This is a genomic window from Loigolactobacillus rennini DSM 20253, assembly GCF_001436505.1.
Lineage (GTDB): Bacteria > Bacillota > Bacilli > Lactobacillales > Lactobacillaceae > Loigolactobacillus > Loigolactobacillus rennini.
In genome coordinates this window covers 1-21,531 of the sequence record NZ_AYYI01000007.1, presented here as the reverse complement: position 1 = coordinate 21,531, position 21,531 = coordinate 1, and the positions used below count along the sequence as shown (strand labels likewise).

Annotated in this window: 20 protein-coding genes; 2 read left to right on the top strand and 18 right to left on the bottom strand. The window is 40.5% G+C overall.

From position 1 onward, the window contains the following. Positions 1-32: 32 nt before the first annotated feature. On the bottom strand, positions 33-794 hold the full coding sequence (locus FC24_RS01380) for a hypothetical protein (RefSeq protein WP_057873082.1): 762 nt from the start codon (positions 792-794) through the stop codon (positions 33-35). Between the two features lie 146 nt (positions 795-940). Next, positions 941-1,501 (bottom strand): LemA family protein, encoded by a 561-nt coding sequence (locus FC24_RS01375; RefSeq protein WP_057873081.1) that lies wholly within the window; start codon positions 1,499-1,501, stop codon positions 941-943. A gap of 220 nt (positions 1,502-1,721) precedes the next feature. On the opposite strand from FC24_RS01375, the gene FC24_RS01370 reads away from it, so the two are divergent. Continuing rightward, entirely contained in the window at positions 1,722-2,939 is a 1,218-nt protein-coding gene (locus FC24_RS01370) for a multidrug efflux MFS transporter (RefSeq protein WP_057873080.1), read from the top strand. Between the two features lie 60 nt (positions 2,940-2,999). Here FC24_RS01370 and FC24_RS01365 read toward each other — a convergent pair whose 3' ends face one another. From FC24_RS01365 to FC24_RS01335, 7 genes are all read right to left on the bottom strand, one after another. Continuing rightward, positions 3,000-3,668 (bottom strand): DUF2238 domain-containing protein, encoded by a 669-nt coding sequence (locus tag FC24_RS01365; protein ID WP_057873079.1) that lies wholly within the window; start codon positions 3,666-3,668, stop codon positions 3,000-3,002. 79 nt (positions 3,669-3,747) lie between these two features. Continuing rightward, complete coding sequence (locus FC24_RS01360; RefSeq protein ID WP_057873078.1) at positions 3,748-4,020, bottom strand: type B 50S ribosomal protein L31; 273 nt, start codon at positions 4,018-4,020, stop codon at positions 3,748-3,750. A 166-nt stretch (positions 4,021-4,186) separates the two neighbouring features. Then, positions 4,187-5,464, bottom strand: a complete 1,278-nt coding sequence (rho, locus tag FC24_RS01355) for a transcription termination factor Rho (protein WP_057873077.1) — start codon at positions 5,462-5,464, stop codon at positions 4,187-4,189. 151 nt (positions 5,465-5,615) lie between these two features. Then, positions 5,616-6,908: a UDP-N-acetylglucosamine 1-carboxyvinyltransferase gene (locus FC24_RS01350; RefSeq protein WP_057873076.1), complete on the bottom strand. Its 1,293-nt coding sequence runs from the start codon at positions 6,906-6,908 to the stop codon at positions 5,616-5,618. Between the two features lie 308 nt (positions 6,909-7,216). After that, a complete protein-coding gene (locus tag FC24_RS01345) occupies positions 7,217-8,815 on the bottom strand; it encodes a CTP synthase (protein WP_057873075.1) in 1,599 nt (532 codons plus the stop codon). A gap of 224 nt (positions 8,816-9,039) precedes the next feature. Continuing rightward, positions 9,040-9,660: a DNA-directed RNA polymerase subunit delta gene (gene rpoE / locus FC24_RS01340; RefSeq protein WP_057873074.1), complete on the bottom strand. Its 621-nt coding sequence runs from the start codon at positions 9,658-9,660 to the stop codon at positions 9,040-9,042. A gap of 63 nt (positions 9,661-9,723) precedes the next feature. Continuing rightward, positions 9,724-10,170 carry a YwiB family protein gene (locus tag FC24_RS01335; protein ID WP_057873073.1) on the bottom strand — a complete coding sequence of 149 codons (447 nt, stop codon included), beginning with the start codon at positions 10,168-10,170 and terminating at the stop codon, positions 9,724-9,726. Positions 10,171-10,326: 156 nt separating this feature from the next. On the opposite strand from FC24_RS01335, the gene FC24_RS01330 reads away from it, so the two are divergent. Next, positions 10,327-11,673, top strand: coding sequence for an HD domain-containing protein (locus FC24_RS01330; RefSeq protein ID WP_057873072.1), 1,347 nt, complete (start codon positions 10,327-10,329; stop codon positions 11,671-11,673). A 158-nt stretch (positions 11,674-11,831) separates the two neighbouring features. On the opposite strand, the gene rlmN is transcribed toward FC24_RS01330, so the two are convergent. From rlmN to FC24_RS01285, 9 genes are all read right to left on the bottom strand, one after another. Continuing rightward, positions 11,832-12,911, bottom strand: a complete 1,080-nt coding sequence (gene rlmN / locus FC24_RS01325) for a dual-specificity RNA methyltransferase RlmN (protein ID WP_057873071.1) — start codon at positions 12,909-12,911, stop codon at positions 11,832-11,834. An 80-nt stretch (positions 12,912-12,991) separates the two neighbouring features. Further along, positions 12,992-13,891, bottom strand: coding sequence for a YdcF family protein (locus FC24_RS01320; protein WP_162257001.1), 900 nt, complete (start codon positions 13,889-13,891; stop codon positions 12,992-12,994). Between the two features lie 117 nt (positions 13,892-14,008). After that, complete coding sequence (locus FC24_RS01315; RefSeq protein WP_057873069.1) at positions 14,009-14,995, bottom strand: ribose-phosphate diphosphokinase; 987 nt, start codon at positions 14,993-14,995, stop codon at positions 14,009-14,011. A 115-nt stretch (positions 14,996-15,110) separates the two neighbouring features. Continuing rightward, positions 15,111-16,490: a bifunctional UDP-N-acetylglucosamine diphosphorylase/glucosamine-1-phosphate N-acetyltransferase GlmU gene (gene glmU / locus FC24_RS01310; protein ID WP_057873068.1), complete on the bottom strand. Its 1,380-nt coding sequence runs from the start codon at positions 16,488-16,490 to the stop codon at positions 15,111-15,113. A gap of 235 nt (positions 16,491-16,725) precedes the next feature. Beyond that, positions 16,726-17,553: a pur operon repressor gene (gene purR / locus FC24_RS01305; RefSeq protein WP_057873067.1), complete on the bottom strand. Its 828-nt coding sequence runs from the start codon at positions 17,551-17,553 to the stop codon at positions 16,726-16,728. A gap of 171 nt (positions 17,554-17,724) precedes the next feature. Then, positions 17,725-18,576 carry a 4-(cytidine 5'-diphospho)-2-C-methyl-D-erythritol kinase gene (gene ispE, locus FC24_RS01300; RefSeq protein WP_057873066.1) on the bottom strand — a complete coding sequence of 284 codons (852 nt, stop codon included), beginning with the start codon at positions 18,574-18,576 and terminating at the stop codon, positions 17,725-17,727. A 139-nt stretch (positions 18,577-18,715) separates the two neighbouring features. Then, positions 18,716-20,254, bottom strand: coding sequence for an L-lactate permease (locus tag FC24_RS01295; RefSeq protein WP_057873065.1), 1,539 nt, complete (start codon positions 20,252-20,254; stop codon positions 18,716-18,718). 177 nt (positions 20,255-20,431) lie between these two features. Beyond that, positions 20,432-20,872 (bottom strand): acyl-CoA thioesterase, encoded by a 441-nt coding sequence (locus FC24_RS01290; protein ID WP_057873064.1) that lies wholly within the window; start codon positions 20,870-20,872, stop codon positions 20,432-20,434. Positions 20,873-20,937: 65 nt separating this feature from the next. Continuing rightward, a partial coding sequence (locus FC24_RS01285) for an MFS transporter (protein ID WP_157059063.1) occupies positions 20,938-21,531 on the bottom strand: 594 nt, incomplete at its 5' end.

Sequence of the window (21,531 nt, the reverse complement as noted above, 5' to 3'; positions counted from 1 at the left end):
GCGCCCTCCTATTCCATTAAGCGCAACACCAGCTAATGATTAAATGCCGCTGGCTTAAGAATGTTTAAACGCCATTTTTTCTGATCATGATCATAAATTAATTCTGCCACTTGTTCTTGATCTGTATTTTGCCAATCATCGTTCATAATTTTGAAATGACTATTCAAATACCAAATTGGAATGTGAATCTGCCGTTGACGAATATCCACATGTTCAAAAGATAATAACGCACCGTCAATGAATAATGGCTCTAGCTGCCGCAGTATAGCTGGGTCAACATTTTGGATTAACGAACGCCGCCGGAACAAGAAACGTAAATCGGGGTATTTTTCTTGCAAATGGCGCTTTAAGCTGCGGTTCAAAACCACATAAAATTGATTTAAATGGCGGTAATAAGTTTTCACAGTCCCATCCGGCAAATCTAAATAAACATAATCATTTTGTAATTTATAATAAAATGGTGAGGCCAAATGTGTATAAGCATGCCCCAAATAAAGCAATTGGGCAACCTCATTAGGTGTCACTTCATCTAGATAAGGCGCATGTGCAAAATCAATCCACTTACGAGTGGTAATGTGGGAATCCGTTAAATAAGCTGCAACCGCCGGCGAGCCTGAAATCACATTAAAACCAGTATGTGGATCAACTTCATCATCTAAATCTACTGGTGTTAATAGCAATAAATGGTTGGGGACGCGGGGCAGAGCACCAGCAAAATCTTGCAAGCTAACACCATAAGACAATATTAAATTAGAAACTGTTTCTAAATGAACGTATACAATATCAGCATTCATGATCCCACTCCAAATCACAATTAACCATTCATCAACACTTCTATTATTGTACTACGAACAGCGACTAAAGACAGCGGAATTTAAACTGAAAAATAAAAATCAAAGTGAAAGTCACGCATCACTTTGATTTTACTAAAAAATTTAAATTAAAACGAGACTTTAGGTGCTTGTTTTTCTGTTTCTGGCGTTGCTAAATAATTAATTTTTTGGAAATTATGTGCTGGTGCAATGACATTTCCCGGAAAAGTTTGAATTTTATTATTGTAGTTTACCGCACTAGAATTATATAGTTGGCGCGCATAAGCAATTTTATTTTCCGTGGTTGTCAATTCAGTCATTAGTTGTCCAAATTGTTGATTCGCCTTTAAATCTGGATAACTTTCTGATAAGGCAAAAATACTTTTCAATGCCGCTGATAATTGATTTGAAGCTGCCATTTTCTGTTGGTGATCACTGCTGGGAACTTGTGTCAATTGATTACGCTTAGCAATAACTTGTGTAAGCGTGGCTTGTTCATGCTGTGCGTAACCCTTAACCGTTTCAACTAAATTAGGAATTAAATCATTACGCCGCTTCAATTGAACATCGATTTGACTCCAAGCTTCATCCGTCCAATTCCGGCTGCGGACTAAGCCATTATAAAATCCAATGTAGCCAATGACGACTAATGCAACTAATAATATGACAATTAAAATTAACCAAAGCATCCAATCCCTCTTTTCTTTAAACTGACCTAAGCTAACTGACATTTAATTTATTTCAAGTGTGACAAACCACTCGGTGCTTGTCAATTCACCATTAAGGTAAATGACTTGGTTTATTTATCATATCACATCAATTAAATTAATCGGTAGCAAAACGAGTCTGGCACTTTTAAGTAATCGTGCTACTATATAATTAACTTGAATTAATAAAGAAGGTGAAAATTTGTCGAAAACACTTTCTAAACGGCCACAATGGCAGCAAAATTTATACGTGCTCTGGTTTGGCTGTTTCATGGCCGGGATGGGCTTCAGCCTAGTTTTACCATTTATGTCCTTATACATTGATACTTTAGGCAATTTTTCCCACATCCAATTAAACTTTTGGAGTGGCTTAACTTATGCGGCAACTTACTTGGTCACAGCCGTCATTTCACCTTGGTGGGGACGGTTAGCTGATCGTAAAGGACGCAAATTAATGTTATTGCGTGCCTCAGCTGGTATGGCTATCGTCATGGGAGCGATGGCGTTTGTCACAAACGTTTATCAACTGGTTGCACTACGGACATTGCAGGGCGTTTTTTCTGGCTTTATTAGTAACGCCAACGCCTTGATCGCCACTTCAGCGCCCCGTGCAAAAAGCGGTCAAGCTCTGGGCACTTTATCAACTGGTAGTGTAACCGGGATGATGATTGGCCCATTACTGGGTGGTACCATCGCCGGTCTTTTTGGGTACCGGGTCACTTTTTTAATTACGGGTAGTTTGTTGGCTGCTGGATTCTTTTTATGCTTATTTTTTGTTCACGAAACTTTCCAGCCACAAGCTAAAAAACAGCAACAACCTGTTGGCGTGATCATGCACCAGCTCCCTTACCCACATTTAATCATTGGTATGTTTGTAACTACTATGATCATTATGGCAGCCAATAATTCAATCAGTCCAATTCTTAGTCTGTTTGTACGCCAATTGATGCATAATCAAGGCAATGTCCCTTTAATTAGCGGAATTGTCGCAGCATTGCCTGGAATTGCGACTTTGATCGCCGCACCACAATTTGGTAAGTTAGGGGATCATATCGGAACTCAGCGTATTTTATTGTTAGGCCTGCTTTTGGCTACGCTAATTTACCTTCCCCAAGGTTTTGTTCAAAATGTTTGGCAATTAGCTTTTTTGCGCATCGTCGTTGGCATTTCTGATGCCGCTTTACTACCAGCAGTCCAAACACTGCTCGCTAAGTACGCGCCGCATACCGTCGCCGGTCGCTTATTTAGTTATAATCAATCCTTTCAGTCCATCGGCCAAGTAGCCGGTCCGTTAATCGGGTCGAGCATTTCTGGTTTCTTCGGCTATAGCGGTGTTTTCTTTGCCACTGCACTCTTAGAATTAGTCAATTTAATTTGGGTTTGGTATAGTACACAACCATTAAGGCAAAAAAATAAATAGCGTGAGCCATGAAGTTTAGCATTTTTAAAAATCAAAAGTGCATTGCTTCTGGCACACGCTTTATTTTTTACGAAATAAGAATTTATCCAGCCAGCGTGGATTACGCTTAATCCCGCAATAGCCAATGATCACAATGATTAAGGCTCCCAGCGCATCGGCAAATAAATCTCCCATGGTATCCATCAAAGCGGCACGGCCATGTAGCAGCGTATTGCCGACCATAAACCGCTGCATATTTAATCCTAATAAACCATCGAAAGTAAATTCATAAAATTCCCAGAAAACGCCCAGTGCTAAGCCAAACGTAAACGCAAATAAACTTAACATAAAAGGTGATAGTTGCCGTAATTGTTTTTTCGGCGTAAAAAGACCAAATAGTGCATAACCTAGGCACCCTAATAGCATGGCACTACCTACATGCAGTAATTTATCCCACAGTGGTACTAAACTATAAAAGTGGTAAATCGTGCCTAAATACACGGCACCGTAAATAAAAACGATGAATAACGTATATAAAATAGCCGGCAATTCAAAGTGACCTAGCCAGGCAACTCCTTGAGGAAGCAGTAAAATGACGATTCCTAAAATAATTTCTAACAGTAAAAATAATTCTTGTTCCCGGGCTGCTCCGCTGGTAGCTAAAATTGCTTTAACCGTCAAACCTAATGAAATAATCATTGAAGCTAAAACAAATACCAGTAAATAATCGCTAAAATGCCAATTTTTCAAACTAGTCACCCCTTCATCTAATTAAAATAAAAAAGAGTCATGACAAACTGAATTGCCACAACTCCACCATAATCGTTGGTTATTTTTTGTCTGCTGCTTTATTTGCATCAGTAAAACCATATTTTTTGTTGAACCGATCAACCGCACCATCGGCTTGCGTGAATTTCTGCTTGCCGGTGTAGAATGGATGCGAATCCGAACTAATTTCAACTAAAACTAATGGATAAGTGTTACCGTCTTCCCATTCAACCGTTTCGTTAGAAGTCTTGGTTGAGCCAGATAAAAATTGGAAACCAGTCTGTGAGTCACGGAAAACAACGGGATGGTAATCTGGATGGATACCTTTTTTCATGTTTCTTCGCTCCTTTGCCCTGAATCATACACAATAGCTGCATGATCAAGCCGCCTAGGTATAGCAACTTGATTTGCAAAAGCTGCCGCAAACTATTGGTCTGCGAAACAGAGATAATTTAGTCATACAACTTATAAAGGATAACATGGTGACTTTAATTTTGCAATTAGTGTTGTGAATTTCGTGCCAACTTTCGTTTAAGCTGCCGCAAAAATCCTGCATTCGTTTTAGTCCGCTTTAAAAGTCGTAATAATTCTTCGGTGTAACCTAAGGCATCCCCACGCATTGAACGCCGAATCTGCCAAAGGACATCTAAATCCGGTTTTGCCAGCAATAATGCTTCTTTGCGAGTACCAGATTGTTTGATGTCAAGTGCTGGAAAAATCCGCCGCTCAGAAAGTTCCCGGGACAAATGCAATTCTAAATTGCCAGTACCTTTAAACTCTTCATAAATAACATCATCCATTCGACTGCCAGTATCCACTAGTGCAGTGGCCAAAATGGTTAGACTACCCCCTTCTTCAATATTACGTGCCGCACCAAAAAAACGTTTAGGCCGGTAAAACGCCGCCGGATCCAATCCACCAGACAGCGTACGGCCGCTAGAAGGTGTGGTGAGATTATATGCCCGCGTTAACCGAGTAATAGAATCTAACAAAATCACCACATCTTGTTTTCCTTCGACTAAGCGTTCAGCTCGCTCTAAAACAAGTTCTGCCACTCGCGTATGGTTGGCTGGCTGCTGGTCAAAAGTAGAATAAACCACTTCACCATTTACTGAACGCTCAATATCCGTCACTTCTTCTGGTCGTTCATCAATTAATAACACAATTAAATAAGCATCCGGATAATTTTGAGCAATGCCATTAGCTACTGCCTTTAATAAACTGGTTTTCCCAGCTTTCGGTGGTGCCACTATCAACCCGCGCTGACCAAAACCAACCGGCGCAAAAAGGTCGATTAGTCGCGGAGCTAAACGTTGAGGTGTCGTTGTCAATGTCATTTTTTCTTGCGGATAAAGTGCCGTTAAAGCAGGAAAATGTGGACGCTGCTTGGCTGTTTCTGGATCTTTACCATTAACTGTATCAACATGCATCAACCCGTAATAATGCTCATTGGCCTTAGGCGGCCGAGCACGACCAACCACTCGATCTCCAGTCCGTAACTCGAAACGACGAATTTGTGAAGCTGAAATGTAGATATCTTCTTGAGAAGGGCCATAATTAATCGGACGTAAAAAACCAAAGCCTTCACCGCTGACAACTTCTAATACACCTGCCATGGACACAAAGCCTTGCTTTTTAGCCTGCGCTCGCAAAACTGCCAACGACAATTCTTTTTTATTCATTTGACTGTAATATGAAATCTTAAATTGACGTGCATATTTATAAATTTCTTTAAGGGTTTTATGTTTCAATTCCCCCATGGTCAAAAAATCGCTCATTGACTCACTCCATTCTAGACAATTAATGACTAGCAATCCCATTTTAAGCGGCAACGACATCTCGTCCCATTAAGGATAAAAGCCGAATAATCCACAAACGTGAATTATTCGGCTTCCAGATTAACTAGCCGTGGCAACTTAAATCCGCAAATTAATGCTGGGAATTAATTGAAATCTGTTCAACACCATCAATAATTTCAACCCGTGCCCCTAACTGACGGAGCTTAGCGACCACTTGATCATAACCACGTAAAATATTCTCCACATTGGTGATCACAGTTTCCCCTTTTGCCATTAAACCAGCGGTCATTAAACAAGCCCCAGCACGGATTTCGTCTGCTGACACTTCAGCACCAAGTAATTGATCCACGTGATGCAAAATAATCACATCATTTTCAATGGTGATCTTAGCGCCCATTCGAATTAATTCGGGAATATGTTTGACGCGTTTAGGATAAATCGTATCAATAATTAACCCTTCGCCACGCGCTTTTAACATCAAAGGCGTGATTGGCTGCTGCAAATCCGTTGCAAAACCAGGGTAAGGGGCAGTTTTAATCTGCACCATCTTTAAATGATCGGACGGGCGCACATAAATACTGTCTTCGTGATAATCCAACTGCACGCCCATCTCTTCTAATTTAGCTAAAAAGGCATCCAAATGTTCAGGAATAATGTTCTTAACTAAGACGCCATTACCAACTGCAGCCGCCATTGCCAAATAAGTTCCGGCTTCAATTCGATCCGGGATAATTGTGTGTGAATTATGGGCAACTAGATGATCAACTCCGGTAATCCGGATAATATCCGTCCCAACACCACGAATTTTTGCACCCATATTATTCAAAAAAGTAGCTAAGTCAATAATTTCTGGTTCTTTAGCTGCATTTTCAATAATCGTCCGACCTTTAGCCCGAACAGCAGCTAGTAAAATATTAATGGTGGCGCCAACAGACACCATATCAAGAAAAATCCGCGCACCATGTAAACCACCAGCTGGTGCTTTAATGTACATCGCCCCATGTTCATTGGTAACCTGTGCGCCTAAAGCTTCGAAACCTTTAATGTGCTGATCAATCGGCCGCGGACCAATATCGTCCCCGCCAGGCAGACCCACAATCGCCTCACCGAATTTACCTAATAATGCCCCCATAAAATAATAGGAAGCACGTAAGCTTTTAATGCGGCCATTGGGTAACGGTACCGGCTGAATGTGAGTGGGATCAATTTTGAGGACGCCAGCGGTAAAAGTAGACGAAACCTGCATCGACTTCAAGATTGACATTAAATTATGTACATCCCGAATTTTAGGTACGCCGTCCAGCGTTACCGGTGTATCAGCTAGGATCGATGCAGGGATCAACGCAACGGTACTATTTTTCGCGCCACCGATCGTCACCGTACCGGATAGCGGCTTACCACCTTGGATCCTCATTTTTTTCATATGCTACTTTCCTCACTTTAATTATAATCATTTCAATGATAAAGAATGTCACTTCAAATTACAATACCCCAACGCAATCGGTTAGACAATTTTTACGGTTTGCTGGACAAAAAACTAACGCTGTTGCGCATCTTTTTGTAATCACAATTGAAGGATGAATTGATTTCTATGTTCATTATAATACAACAAAACGCTGTGCCAAACTAAACCATTTTTAATTGTTAGGAACTTGCTTGAATAAGCCACAAAACAGATAGCAAAAAAGCAGTGCCTGTTTTTATCAAATCAGGACACTGCTTAAGCACAAATTATTGATTTGCAGCATGAATAAACGCTTTGTATAACCCTTCTGGACGGTTAGGCCGCGATAAAAACTCCGGGTGGTACTGTGCTGCCACAAAGAAATCATTTTGCGGCAATTCAATGATTTCAACTAAACGCTGATCTGGAGAAACACCGGAAAAGACCATCCCTTTATCTGCTAATTGTTTCCGGTATTGATTATTAAACTCATACCGGTGACGATGACGTTCTTCAATTTCGGCAACGTTATCATAAGCTGCAGCAGCCACGGTTCCTTGCTTCAAATCACAAGGATAAAGGCCTAATCGTAAAGTACCACCTAAGTTTTCTGCTGCATTTTGATCTGGCATTAATGAAATGACTGGATCAGCAACATCAGGATGTGTTTCTGTTGAGCCAGCATCTTTAAGGCCGACAACATTCCGCGCAAATTCAACGCACGCCATTTGCATCCCTAAGCAAATGCCTAAAAATGGGACGTTATTTTCACGGGCATATTTTATTGCAGTAATTTTTCCTTCTAACCCCCGGTCGCCAAATCCACCGGGCACTAAAATACCATCAACATCACCTAATAAGTCAGCGACATTTGCTTCCGTTACTTTTTCAGAATTAAATTTAACGATTTTGACGTTGAGATTGTAATAATAACCAGCATGTTTTAATGCTTCGGTAACTGAGATGTAAGCGTCTTGTAAGGCAACATATTTACCAACCAGTGCAATGGTAACTTGTCCTTTTAAATTACGAACACGGTGTAATAGCTGCTGCCATTCACTCATATCAGCCGCGGGAACATCTGTCATCTTAAAATGTTTTAAGACAATCTGATCCATTTTTTGTTGTTGGAGATTAAGTGGGATCTGATATAACGTATCAACATCCAATGATTCAATCACAGCTTCTGGTGCCACATCACAAAATAGGGCAATTTTATCCCGCATTTCTTGTGTAATCGGCTTTTCTGAACGAACCACCAGTAAATCAGGCTGAACACCCATTCCCCGTAATTCATTAACAGAATGCTGTGTTGGTTTGGTTTTCATTTCACCAGCAGCCCGTAAGTAAGGGATTAATGTGGCATGAATGTATAAAACATTGTCCCGGCCCATGTCAGCTTTCATTTGTCGAATAGCTTCAACAAACGGCAGTGATTCAATGTCACCAACCGTTCCACCAATTTCAGTGATGATAATGTCTGAATCGGTGGTTTTAGCAGCCCGGGTAATTTTTTCTTTCAGTGCATCCGTAATGTGGGGAATAACCTGTACCGTCGCACCTAAATAATCACCATTCCGTTCTTTTTGCAACACTTCACTATAAATTTTACCAGTTGTGACATTGGAGTATTGATTTAAATCTTCATCGATAAAACGTTCATAGTGACCAAGATCAAGGTCAGTTTCTGCCCCATCATCAGTCACAAAAACTTCACCGTGTTGATAAGGATTCATTGTGCCGGGATCAATATTGATGTAAGGATCAAACTTTTGAATTGTCACTTTCAAGCCTCTATTTTTCAGCAGACGGCCTAAAGATGCTGCAATGATGCCTTTACCTAAGGACGAGACAACGCCGCCTGTTACAAAGATATACTTGGTCATATCAAAACTCCTTCAAGATTATTCGGGAACGTCATGATGTTAACATGGTAACTGCCAGCCTAATTATTGGCAACACCAAAAATAAAAATAAGCTCCCCATTCCTTTTAGAATAGGGAGCTTATCAACCGATCAATGCTTTACAAGTACTTGTAAAGCGCCCAAGCAATATGATACCTTGAATTCACTTTAGCGTCAAGGACTAATCGTCACTTTCTAAAATTGCTTAAGCTTTGTCATCGTCATCGTTTTCTTGATCATCTTGTTCATCATCATCAGCGCTGAAATCATGTTCATCATCGACATCTTCGTCACTGAATTCAGCTAACTCACCTTCAATGCCATCTGGCAAGCCATCATCAGGATCATCATCGCTATCACCATCGACGTTGGTTAATTGCTGGTCATTGGTGTTAACATATTCAGCTTCATCATCCAAGTCATCATCATTATCTTCAGGATCATCGTCATTATAATCAATGACGTCGTCATCATCGCTGACATCCGCTAAGAAAGCATTGACCTTTTTACGCCGTTTACGCTGCGGCTGTTCGTCATCATCTTCCGGATGGTTAACTTCTTCATCGACTGAATCAAAGGGGTACCACGAACGCAAACCCCAAACGTTTTCACCTAATGAAATAAAGCTACCGTCAACGTTTAAATCTGTATAAAATTGTGACAGACGATTCCGGACTTCCCGATCACTTTCATCTAGGTAGTTCTGAATTGCATTAACTAAGTCAGCAAAAGGCATCACATCACCTTTTTGCTCCAAAATTGCATGTGCCACTTCGATCATTGATAATTCGTCTTTTTTTTGTCCCTTAAAAACGTCGAGTTTCAACAGGTACACGTCCTTTCAGCAGTCTATTCTACATCATACGCTGTCAAAATCAAAAAAGCAATATCAAGCTGTAAAAGCCAACCGCAGACGATAATCACCTAAATGGTCATTACCACCAAAAAGTTGGTATTCAATGTAAATTTCACCAGAAACTGGCCGCTCCTTAATGCGCACATCTAAACGCGGCGTGACTGTTTCAATGGGAATGATGCCGTAGGGTGTTTGGTAACGGGCAATTACGCGTGTGTTCCGGCTAAAATGCAATTGCAACCGTTGGCCGGTACTTTGCGCTCCCCGAGTTAATTTGACATCACCATCGCCTTCCAACTTCATCGTTACGGGAATCTGTGACCCATCGTCTTCAGAAGTTTCTTTGTAGCGAATGTACAAAGAACGGCCAACTTGAACTAGTTGCCCTGGCTCATCAAAAACATGCTGGGTTGAGTCACCATTTTGCTGCACGATTGTTTCTAAATGAATCATAATCGGCAAGCTCGCTGAAAGCTCCATAATTATTGCCACCTTTTTTATCATTCTATCTGTTTCTATTATATCAGGCTTGGGTCAATCTGCGTACCATGGCGACTTTTTCAATTAGTCGCAGTCTGTACTTTAAAACGGTATAATTGAAGTAAATCACCTATTATTTTTACAAAGGAAGTTAACATGGATTACAGTAAACAACTATTACCCCGGGAAAAAGTTTTTCGCGATCCCGTTCATAATTATATTCACGTTCAGCACCAGATTATTCTAGATTTAATCAATACTAAAGAATTCCAGCGCCTCCGCCGAATTAAACAATTAGGCACCGCGTCTTTTACTTTCCACGGCGCTGAACACACGCGTTTCAGCCATTCATTAGGCGTGTATGAAATAGCCCGCCAAATTTGTAATCATTTTGAACGTAATTTTCCTTCTCAACGGCCAGGAGATGGCTTATGGGATGACCATGAACGACTTGTCGTGCTGTGTGCCGCTTTATTACACGACATCGGTCATGGTCCTTATTCACATACATTTGAACACATTTTTGGCACTGATCATGAAAAATTAACCAGTGAAATTCTGACCTCACCACAAACTGAAGTTAACGCTGTTTTGCACCGCGTCAGTCCAGCTTTTCCTAAGCAAGTAGCCAGCGTTATCACGCACGATTATCCCAACCCACAAGTTGTTCAAATCATTTCCAGCCAAATTGACGCTGATCGTATGGACTACCTATTACGTGACGCCTATAACACTGGAACAGAATATGGCAAATTTGACTTAACTCGAATTTTGCGCATGATGCAGCCTTACCGCGACGGCGTTGCTTTTTCCATGGATGGCATGCACGCCGTTGAAGATTACATTCTCAGCCGTTTCCAAATGTACATGCAAGTTTATTTTCACCCGGTTTCTCGCGCAATGGAAATGATTTTACAACATTTACTCCAACGGGTAAAAGTATTACACGACCAAGGTCAGCTACCAGCGGAAAATACCCCTTATTTGTTGTTACCTTTCTTAGAAAACAACTTTACCTTAAGCGATTATTTAAAACTAGACGATGGTGTTTTAACCACTTACTTTATTCGTTGCACAGATTTTAGCGACCCCATTCTCAGTGATTTAGCTAAACGCTTTTTAAACCGCAAACCATTTAAATCAGTCAGCGTCACGCAAAGTACCAAAAAGTTATTGCCACAAATGCGCCGGTTGATCGCTGCTGTGGGCTATGATACCACATACTATACTGCAATTAACAATAGTTTTGATCTGCCTTATGATGCTTACGATCCCAATGCGGCTAATCCGAAAACACAGATTGAAATTATCCAACCAGATGGCAGTTTAATCGAGCTATCATTGTTAAGTGACATTGTCGCAGCTATCAGCGGTAAAATGACTGGTGATGAACGCTTCTTTTTCCCAAAGGAAATGCTGACCACCGAAAAAACGGGCAACCTATTTGCCGCAAGCTACCAAGCTTTCCAAAATCACATTTTAAATGGCACATTAATTCCATAAAGTAAACGAACAAGCAGGTTACTGTTGAGCGTTAGTGTCCCTTAGCAATCACTTGCCAATCATAATTGAAGCAGTACTTTAATCCCTATGTTTAACCAAAAAGCAGTGATGTCACCGGCTTAAAACCGGTCACGTCACTGCTTTATTTATTCATGCGCTTAAGCTTTTTTATGTTGCTGATTGGACTTCATTTTCTTAGTGCGTAGTTGGCCGCAAGCAGCATCAATGTCTGTGCCAAATTCACGCCGAATTTGCACATTAATTCCTTGCTGCTTCAACGTGTTATAAAATGCCATCACCCGTTTTTTAGGACTACGAGAGTACTGCGCATGTTCAGCAACTGGATTATACGGAATTAAATTGACGTATGCCAAACGGTGAATGTCTTTTAATAAGGCTGCAAGTTGAAAAGCTTCTTCTTGATGGTCATTGACATCATTTAGCATAATGTATTCAAAATCAATTCGCCGGTTAGTTTTGTCTAGGTAATAATGCACAGCGGCGAATAATTTTTCCAAATTCCATTTGCGGTTAATCCGCATCAGCCGGTTACGCAGAGTATCATTAGGTGCATGAAGTGAAATTGCTAAATTCACCTGGGTATCATAATCCGCAAATTCGCGGATTTTATCTGCTAGGCCACAAGTCGAAACTGTGATGTGCCGGGCACCGATTGCCAATCCTTTTTGATCATTGATAATGCTTAAAAAGCGCATAACATGCGTGAAATTGTCAAAAGGTTCACCGATTCCCATTACCACAACATGACTTACTCGCTCACCTGCATTTTGATCGTCTAAATAATGCTGGATTTGCATCACCTGTGCAACAATTTCACCAGTAGTTAAATTACGTTGTTTAGCAACTAGGCCACTTGCACAGAAAGTACAACCCATGTTGCATCCTACTTGCGTTGTTACACAAACCGACAACCCATAATCATGCCGCATCAAAACCGTTTCAATTAATTGCTTATCTGCCAATTGAAATAAATACTTTGTCGTTTCATGATTAGGTGCTTCTTGCACTTCTAATGGCACTAGCGGACTAAAATCAAAATTTTCCGTCAGTAAGGCACTAGTTGCCTTTGACAAATTGGTCATTGCAGCAAAACTAGTCACCCGCTTAACGTAAAGCCAATCCCAAACCTGTGTTGCCCGAAACTTTTTATCGCCATGCGCGATAAACCAATCAATTAATGCTTGTTTATCTAATCCATAAATGGATGTTTTTGCCATGTTACTGCCTCCGATTATCCCGTTAACATTCCGTTTTCACAATATGCTAATGGTAGCTTAAGTTAGTGGGTTCTGCAAGCCTACACTAAAAAACAAACCGTCACTAGGCACAATAACCACCCACTTAATTGCCACCAACCAGTTAGTACTAGCAGCGCCAAATAATCGCGTAAGCTTCCCAGTATAAAAGCTTTTCCAGGTGCCAATGCTGCATAATAACTGCAAGACCGTTTCAGCCGCCGACTGTACAATTGGGCCCGCAATAAATGAAAATTACTAGTCACAATCCCAATTTGCGCATTTGCTGGCACTAAAGCAAATGAAAAACGCAAATTTTCCCAAGTCGACGTTGATTGCGTTTCTAAATGCAGTCTATCTGCAGCAACACCTTGAGCAAGTATAGCCTTAGCCATCGCGATAGCCTCGGGTTCAGGTTCATCCGCACCTTGACCACCAGATAAAACGATTTGACTTGTAGTATTAGTCAATAGCGCCACAGCAAGTTGAACGCGATTGCTTAATGTCTGCGTTAATTGCCCGTCTGGTTGCAAACCCGAGCCTAAAACAACTAAATAAGTAGGTGTCGGCTTTGGAACTAACTGTAACAACAAAGAAGCCAAAATATAAGCTAAAAAGCCCCCGGCAAAGTATCCGCAGCTCAACCACAGTAAGTCAACCAACCAGCGCGGTCCAACATAAGTGAAGATTGGTAAAAAAAAACTGACCAAGCCAACACCTTGTAGTCCCCGGTAAATTAATTGCTTTTGAGTGTGCTTAACACGTTGCTGACCAAAATAAATCAACCAACCACCAACAAACCACAAACTTAAACTGGCAATACTAAACCAAAATAGCCAATAACGTGTGAAGCAAATAGCTATCACGTCTTGGCCTAACTGCCAACCACCTAAACCAAGGGCTAAAAGTACACTATAACTGCCCAGCCAAAAGTGATTTCGCCAACATGCGCCAATTGCCAAAATTAGAAAAAATCCGCTTAACCACCACACTAGCCTCATCCATTCCCTTTAAAAAAACGTGTTGGGTGCGCAGTCATCCCACTCACCCAACACGTTTATCGTGATTTAACATTAAATTTAATTATACTTAAGCTCTTTATGAAATTTATTTTCAAACAAGGGACTCACTGGTTTATTCTCATGGATTCGTTTAATGGCATCCCCGATTAATGGTCCTACTGAGATTTGAACAACTTTATCAATCAGTTTTTCTTGCGGCAATTGAATGGAATCCGTCACAACCAACTGTTTAATCGGCGAGTTAGAAATCCGCTCAATGGCTGGTCCAGATAAGACAGCGTGTGTAGCACTGGCATAAACTACCGTGGCACCCGCATCCATCAATGCTTGAGCACCTAAGGTAATGGTTCCTGCCGTATCGATCATATCATCGATTAACACACACTTTTTACCTTTAACATCACCAATAATGTTCATCACTTCAGCAACGTTCGCCCGTGGCCGCCGTTTATCAATAATGGCTAGTGGCGCTTTTAAGAATTCTGCCAGTTTACGTGCCCGGGTGACGCCTCCATGATCTGGTGAGACGACTACTGCATCATCGCTAACGCCATTGGATAAGAAATAATCAGCAATTAAAGGTGCTCCCATTAAGTGATCAACTGGAATATCAAAGAAACCTTGAATTTGGGCAGCATGTAAATCTAACGCCAAAATTCGAGTTGCACCTGCCATCGTCAGCATGTTTGCAACCAATTTAGCCGTGATTGGTTCACGTGATCTTGCCTTACGGTCTTGCCGCGCATAGCCATAATATGGTATTACCACATTGATCGACTCTGCAGACGCGCGCCGCAGTGCATCAATCATGATCATTAATTCCATAAGATTATCGTTTACCGGTGCGGAAGTTGATTGAATGACGTAAACATTGTCGCCACGAATGCTTTCTTCGATATTGATCCGGATTTCACCATCGCTAAATTTGTCGACAGTCGTCTTTCCCAGCTCAACACCAACCTCATCAGCAATTTTTTGTGCCAACGGTTTGTTTGAATTCAAAGCAAAAATCTTTAGCTTTGGATCGAAATAATGTTCTGACATGAGAGCCTCCATCTTTAATTTAATGACCTGTAATTAAACCCACAATTAAATAATAGGTAATTTTAGCCGACAAAGCAAGCTAGTCAGCCAAAACTAACGCTTTTTTCATTAAAGGCTAATTTTCAGGTTCGTGAGGCAGCTTGTTCCAATAATCGGGCTTATTCACCTGCCGGGCCCGGGCAATGGCCATGTCATGGAAATTAATATTATCTGTAATCGTTGAACCAGCTGCAATAAAGGCATGGTCTGCGACTTTAACTGGCGCAACTAAATTAGAATTACTGCCAATAAATGCCCAGTCGCCTACTGATGTCTGGTGCTTATGCAAACCATCGTAGTTCACAAAAACAACACCGCAACCAATATTAATGTGTTTTCCTAAAGTAGCATTACCAACATAGGTTAAATGACCCATTTTAGTATAAGCGCCTAATTGTGCTTTCTTAACTTCACAGAAATTACCGATATGAACATGTTCGCCAATGTCAGATTCTGGCCGCAAATGGCTCATTGGGCCAATATTACTGTGATCATGCATTGTGGAAGCTTCAATGGTTGAACTGGTAATCTGAACATCATTACCAATTGTTGCATCAGTTAAAGCTGAACCTGAAGTGATAGTGCAATCTTCGCCAATGGTGGTATTTCCCTTAATCGTAACATTGGCTTCAATCGTTGTATCGCGCCCAATTTCAACGCCCACATCAATGTGCGTTGCCGCCGGATCAACTAAAGTCACCCCAGCTGCCATATGCTGTTGGTTAATCCGTTGTTGCATAATGGTGGTCGCTTGTGCTAAAGCCTGTCGCGTATTAACTCCTAGCGATTCCGCAAAGTTCTTCATCTTATAAGCTGCGACAATTTCTCCCTTAGCTTTTAAAATACCAATAACATCTGTTAAGTAATACTCCCCTTGGGCATTATCATTACCAACTTCATGTAATGCTTTGAATAAAGTTGCATTATCAAAGCAATAAACACCTGTGTTAATTTCTTTGATAGCTGCTTCTTCTCGCGTAGCGTCCTTTTGTTCCACAATTTTTTCAACAACACCTAAATCATTGCGGACAATTCGACCATACCCGGTTGGATCAGGTGCAACAGCTGTCAATACTGTCGCTTTAGCCCCTTTTTCCCGATGATATTCAAATAACTGTTCAAACGTTTTTGCCGTTAAAAGTGGCGTATCACCACTGACCACCATGGTCATGCCGGTTTTGTCACCTAACTGGGCCTCTGCCTGTAAGACAGCATCTCCAGACCCTTTTTGTACTGCTTGGCGGGCATAATCTGTCCGCTTTCCCAACACGGTTTTAACTTGATCAGCACCATGGCCAATCACAGTCACAATTTTGTCTGGCTGTAATTGTTCAGCCTGCGTTAATACGTGATCGACCATTGGCCGACCACAAACAGGATGAAGCACTTTAGTTAACTTTGATTTCATTCGTGTTCCTTGACCAGCCGCTAAAATTATCGTGTATTTTGCCGTCATTTTCTTACCTCTATTCCAGAATCAACCTATCATCCAAAAATATTAGGGCGGAATCACCCATCCTGAATAACACTTATTTATCATAGCTTAGTCACAAATAACTGACAAGTGCTGTCGGACAAACAAAAAAACCAAAGACGAACTTAACTCAGCTTATAACCCGATAAAAACTAAAAAATCGGATTAATTCACGTTTATGGCCATTGTTTTTAAAGGGACTACATAATAGCTAAGATTAGTTAAATGTCCGTTCTAAATAATTACCTGCTTTAACGTGCAGCATCTTAGCCTGATCATCAACCTGATCGACTGCTAATAAAGCTGTGTAGTCTGAAATTGGCCGCTTTCCTGAAAAAAGTGATTCTGCAAAAACAGTAATACCGACTAATTGCGAATCAAATTCTTCAATCAAGCTCTTCATTCCATTAACTGTACCGCCACCTTTAATGAAATCATCAACCACTAAGACACGTGAATTTTGACTTAGGCTCCGTTTGGATAATTCCATCTTTTCAACACGACGTGAAGAACCTGACACATAGTTAACGCTAACAGTGGGACCTTCAGTAATTTTAGAATCACGGCGGACAATCACAAAAGGTACATTTAAGTAAGCTGAAACACTTTGCGCAATCGGAACACCTTTAGTAGCAACTGTCATTACCGCATCAACTTGCTGTTGTGCGTACTGTGTTGCAATTAAACGTCCAACTGCTCGAAGTACTTTGGGCTGCCCTAATAAATCAGACAAATAAACATACCCACCTGGTAACAATCGACTTTTATCAGAAAGTTCAATGGCCATTGCCCGGATGAATTCAGTCGCCTCAGCTGGGGCAATCGTCGGAATAAAACGCACGCCACCAGCAGCGCCTGGAATAGTTTGTAAAATCCCAGTTCCCCGGCCTTTAAAAGTTCGCCTAACAATTCCTAGATCTTCACTAATTGACGATTTTGCTGATTCATAACGTTTAGCAAAAAAAGTCAGCGGCACTAATGTATGGGGCCGCTCTAATAAATAATGCGTAATATCAATTAATCGTTCACTTCGTCTTACTTTCAACAAATCCACCTCATTTCAAAGCATTCGCTTGTCCATTATATAGACTTTATCGCAAAAAAACTAGCATTTATTAACTTTTAAGCAAAATAGTTCGCCTTTTTATCAAAAAAGCTAGTAAAACAGAGGATTTATCGGTGCAAATTTAAATATAGCCAAAGATTTGTCTATTTTTTACAGCGGTCGTACCAAATAAACATCACGACAAAAACCTTTCATACTGTTAAAAATATGCTGCGCACGAGAATATTTAGTACACAAACCAAAAACGGTTGGCCCACTGCCACTCATTTGAACTGCATCTGCCCCAAAGCGCAACATTTGCCGTTGTACGTGCGCAATCTGAGGATAATATTGCTGACTGACAGTTGCCAGTGCATTCCCCATATTATTAACTATCCCCGAATAGTCTGCTTGTTCAATGGCCCGAACCATCGTTGCTACTGGCGGGTGCGTTAACTGTGACACATCATTAATCCTCCGCAACAAACGCGAAGTCGAAATGCCAACGCGCGGCTTAGCTAAAACTACCCCAAAAGGGGGTAATTTAGGTAACAAATGGATTTGATCACCAACACCAGTAACCAGCGCAGTCTGTGAATAAACACAGTAAGGCACATCCGAATCAATTGCAGCGCCTAGTTGAGCCAATTTTGCTGGTGACCATTTTAATCGCCACAGACTGTTCAATCCGCGTAAGACAGCTGCAGCATCCGTACTACCACCGCCTAAACCAGCTGCTACCGGGATGTGCTTATCAATCATAATTGACGCACCGGTAGTTACCCGCGCTGTTTTCTGTAGTAACAGCGCTGCTTGCAAGGCTAAATTACGTTGATCAACTGGTAGAAAACCGCTATTAGTCCGTAATGTGATCGTTGCTGACCGCGTTGGTGTTAGCCTAACGTAATCAGCAAGATCAACTGAGGTCATTACCATTTCCCACTCATATTGACCATCTAAGTGGCGCGAAATAGCATCTAAACTTAAATTAATTTTTGCTGGTGCTTTTTCCGTTAACTCCATGCCTACCATCCGTTCGCTTGGTTTGCTTATTATTATACTAAGTTTTAAACCAACTGAAAAGTTGAGCAAAACAAAGCCAGAGCAAAAGTATTTCACTTCTGTCCTGGCTTTAATTATTAACAATAAATTTGATATTTATCTAGATATGCAACGCACCAACCATTAATCCGGCCACAAATATCCACAGACAAATAATGACTAAATAACCTAAAAAATAGGTCATGCTACGCTTGAGGATATTACCTTCTTGTCCTTGCAAATTGGTTGCAGCAGATGCTACAGCAATACTTTGTGGCGAAATCATTTTACCTGCAGTTGCCCCAACAGCATTTGCAGCAACTACCCAGTAACGGCTATCATGTAACGCCGCTGCTGCTTGACGCTGTAAACTACCAAATAACACGTTGGCAGAAGTATCCGAGCCGGTTACAAAAGTGCCTAAAGCACCAATTAAAGGCGAGATCACCGGATAGAACGCACCTAGCAGACTAACTAGCGTTGCCGCAATGACGGAAATCATACCACTGTAACCCATAACTTTTGCCAAAGCGACAATTGCACAAACTGTAATCAAAGTTTGTACCATTTGAACAGCTGTCTTTCCTAAAATTTTAAAAATCTGTCCCAATTTCATTTTTTGAATTAGACCACCGATAATAGTCGCAATAATAATCAACGTCCCTGGTGTCGAAACCCAATTAAATACATAAGGTGCAGCTCCCGACCCCGTATAAATCGTGATTGCTGATTTAATGCTAACTAAAAAGTGATTGAGTGGTGGCACTAAAGGTGACGCCAACATGACAAAAACAAAAACCAGTATGAATGGCATCGCAGCTAAAGCAAACTGTTTGGTTGATGGTAAGTTCGCTGTTACTTTTGCTTCACTAGGTCGCTTTTTTTCATAGCGGCGAGCAAACCAAACTGTGACGATAATACATACCAATGCACCAATAATTGCAGGTAATTCAGCACCTAAATAACGAGCAACAATAATCTGCGGGATTCCAAAAGCTAAACCAGCCGCCAATGTTGGCGCCCAAACTTCACGGATTGCTTTGATGCCACCACCGATTAAAGCAACTAAAACAAACGGGATAATGACAATTAATGGTAGCATCTGCACGGTGACTAAATAAGATAAATGAATGACATCTAATTTTGCAATTTGTGCAAGCGTAATGACCGGTAACCCAATTGCACCAAAGGCAGTCGGTGTCGTATTAGCAATTAAGCAAATCGTCGCAGCCAAAATCGGATTAACACCAAACGCCATTAAAATACTTGCTGGAATAGCAACTGCAGTACCAAAGCCGGCAATTGCTTCTAAAAAACCCCCAAATCCCCACGCAATAATCAACACCAATAGCCGTTTATCATTGGTAATACCAGACAATCCGGAACGAATAGTCTTCATGCTGCCACTAGCCGTTGTTAAATTGTAAGTAAAAACAGCAGCAATAATAATATAAACAATCGGCCAAATACCCATCACAGCACCTTCCAAAGCAGCAGTCAAACTATCAAGCCATGACATATCGAACACCACAATGGCAAGTATAATAGTTAGAATTAATCCCAACGTACATGCTTTACTACCCGACATTTTCAAAACACCTAATGAAAAAATCAACCAAATAATCGGCAATAACGCCGCGGCAAATAATCCCCAATGCATCTTAATGTCCTCCTGTCTTTAAACTATCAGCTCTTTTCAGGTCTTCTCCAATTGTAACCGATTTCATTACTGCTGTGATTAAATTGCAGGGCGTTAAATAATAATAGGGGTATTCCCTTATTTGTGTTTCTTTGAGCATAAGGAGAAATAACCCCCCAGTAATTTAATAGATTTAGTTTATAAATGAAATTGTTGCTTAATCCTTTTTATAAACTGTTTTTGATTTATATCTTTAGGCGTAAAGGTGGGTATAGTAATTGGCTTGAAATCTTTATTTACGGCTACAAAAATAAAAATAGTTTCACCGACCTTTAAATTGGTACCATTAAGTCTTTCTAAATTAATAGTTGCGTAAAATGTCATTGTTCTGGAACTTGTTTCAATTAATGAAACTTCAAAATTAATATGATCACCTATTTGTGATCGTCTTTTAAAAGAAAACTCTTTAATCGCGGCAGTTAAAACACTGGTACCCGCATATGCCGATGCCAATAAACCAATTGCACTATCACATTGTCTAACCAACTCACCACCATGCAAAATATTTAAATGATTCAGCATGTATGGTTCAACATAGAAATCGCCAGTACGATACTGATATAGCCATTTTCTTTCCACACCACAACACTACCTATAATTAAAAATTCGTATTTAAAATCAAAAATCATAACAAATTTATTAATCTAAATTAATTTTTTTGTATTAAATACCACAATAGTACTAATTAAAACACCTAAAAACGCGATAAAACAGTCAAGCAACATAATGTACCACACACTAAAGTGGTAAAGATACCCCGTAATAATCGGAATGGAAAAAGAAGAAAGACTGCCCGCCGTATAATAAATTCCTGTAATTAAGCCTTTTTTCTTTGGAAAAAGTTTACTCATAACAGTTAGACCAACTTGCATAACTCCACCAGCAGCGGAAAAACCAATAGTAAAAGAACCCACAAAAAGAACTATTGGACGGAAGATCGTTGTCATCGCAATCAATGTAACTAGCGAAATACTTGTATTACTTAACATTAAAACAGTTGGTCTAATGTGCAGTCGGCTTAGTAAGGTCATTAAAACAACACCAACAATGGATCCAATACTATAAATACTGACTAAATACCGCGCATTTGCAAGTGTCATATGAAAAGTCATTTCTCCATACTTAGTTAACCATTGGCTAACTAAGTAGAATGTTGACATTGAAACATAACCATAAATGGTTAAAGGAGAGCGTAAAATATTTTGTGTAAATGCATAAAAGATTTCTGAATTGTATAG

What these genes read in the sequence shown, in the direction of transcription:
- FC24_RS01380 (WP_057873082.1), bottom strand. Translation starts at nt 794, where the DNA reads ATGAATGCTGATATTGTATACGTTCATTTAGAAACAGTTTCTAATTTA.
- FC24_RS01375 (WP_057873081.1), bottom strand. Translation starts at nt 1,501, where the DNA reads ATGCTTTGGTTAATTTTAATTGTCATATTATTAGTTGCATTAGTCGTC.
- FC24_RS01360 (WP_057873078.1), bottom strand. Translation starts at nt 4,020, where the DNA reads ATGAAAAAAGGTATCCATCCAGATTACCATCCCGTTGTTTTCCGTGAC.
- rho (WP_057873077.1), bottom strand. Translation starts at nt 5,464, where the DNA reads ATGAGCGATTTTTTGACCATGGGGGAATTGAAACATAAAACCCTTAAA.
- FC24_RS01350 (WP_057873076.1), bottom strand. Translation starts at nt 6,908, where the DNA reads ATGAAAAAAATGAGGATCCAAGGTGGTAAGCCGCTATCCGGTACGGTG.
- FC24_RS01345 (WP_057873075.1), bottom strand. Translation starts at nt 8,815, where the DNA reads ATGACCAAGTATATCTTTGTAACAGGCGGCGTTGTCTCGTCCTTAGGT.
- FC24_RS01335 (WP_057873073.1), bottom strand. Translation starts at nt 10,170, where the DNA reads ATGGAGCTTTCAGCGAGCTTGCCGATTATGATTCATTTAGAAACAATC.
- FC24_RS01330 (WP_057873072.1), top strand. Translation starts at nt 10,327, where the DNA reads ATGGATTACAGTAAACAACTATTACCCCGGGAAAAAGTTTTTCGCGAT.
- rlmN (WP_057873071.1), bottom strand. Translation starts at nt 12,911, where the DNA reads ATGGCAAAAACATCCATTTATGGATTAGATAAACAAGCATTAATTGAT.
- FC24_RS01315 (WP_057873069.1), bottom strand. Translation starts at nt 14,995, where the DNA reads ATGTCAGAACATTATTTCGATCCAAAGCTAAAGATTTTTGCTTTGAAT.
- glmU (WP_057873068.1), bottom strand. Translation starts at nt 16,490, where the DNA reads ATGACGGCAAAATACACGATAATTTTAGCGGCTGGTCAAGGAACACGA.
- ispE (WP_057873066.1), bottom strand. Translation starts at nt 18,576, where the DNA reads ATGGAGTTAACGGAAAAAGCACCAGCAAAAATTAATTTAAGTTTAGAT.
- FC24_RS01295 (WP_057873065.1), bottom strand. Translation starts at nt 20,254, where the DNA reads ATGCATTGGGGATTATTTGCCGCGGCGTTATTGCCGATTATTTGGTTG.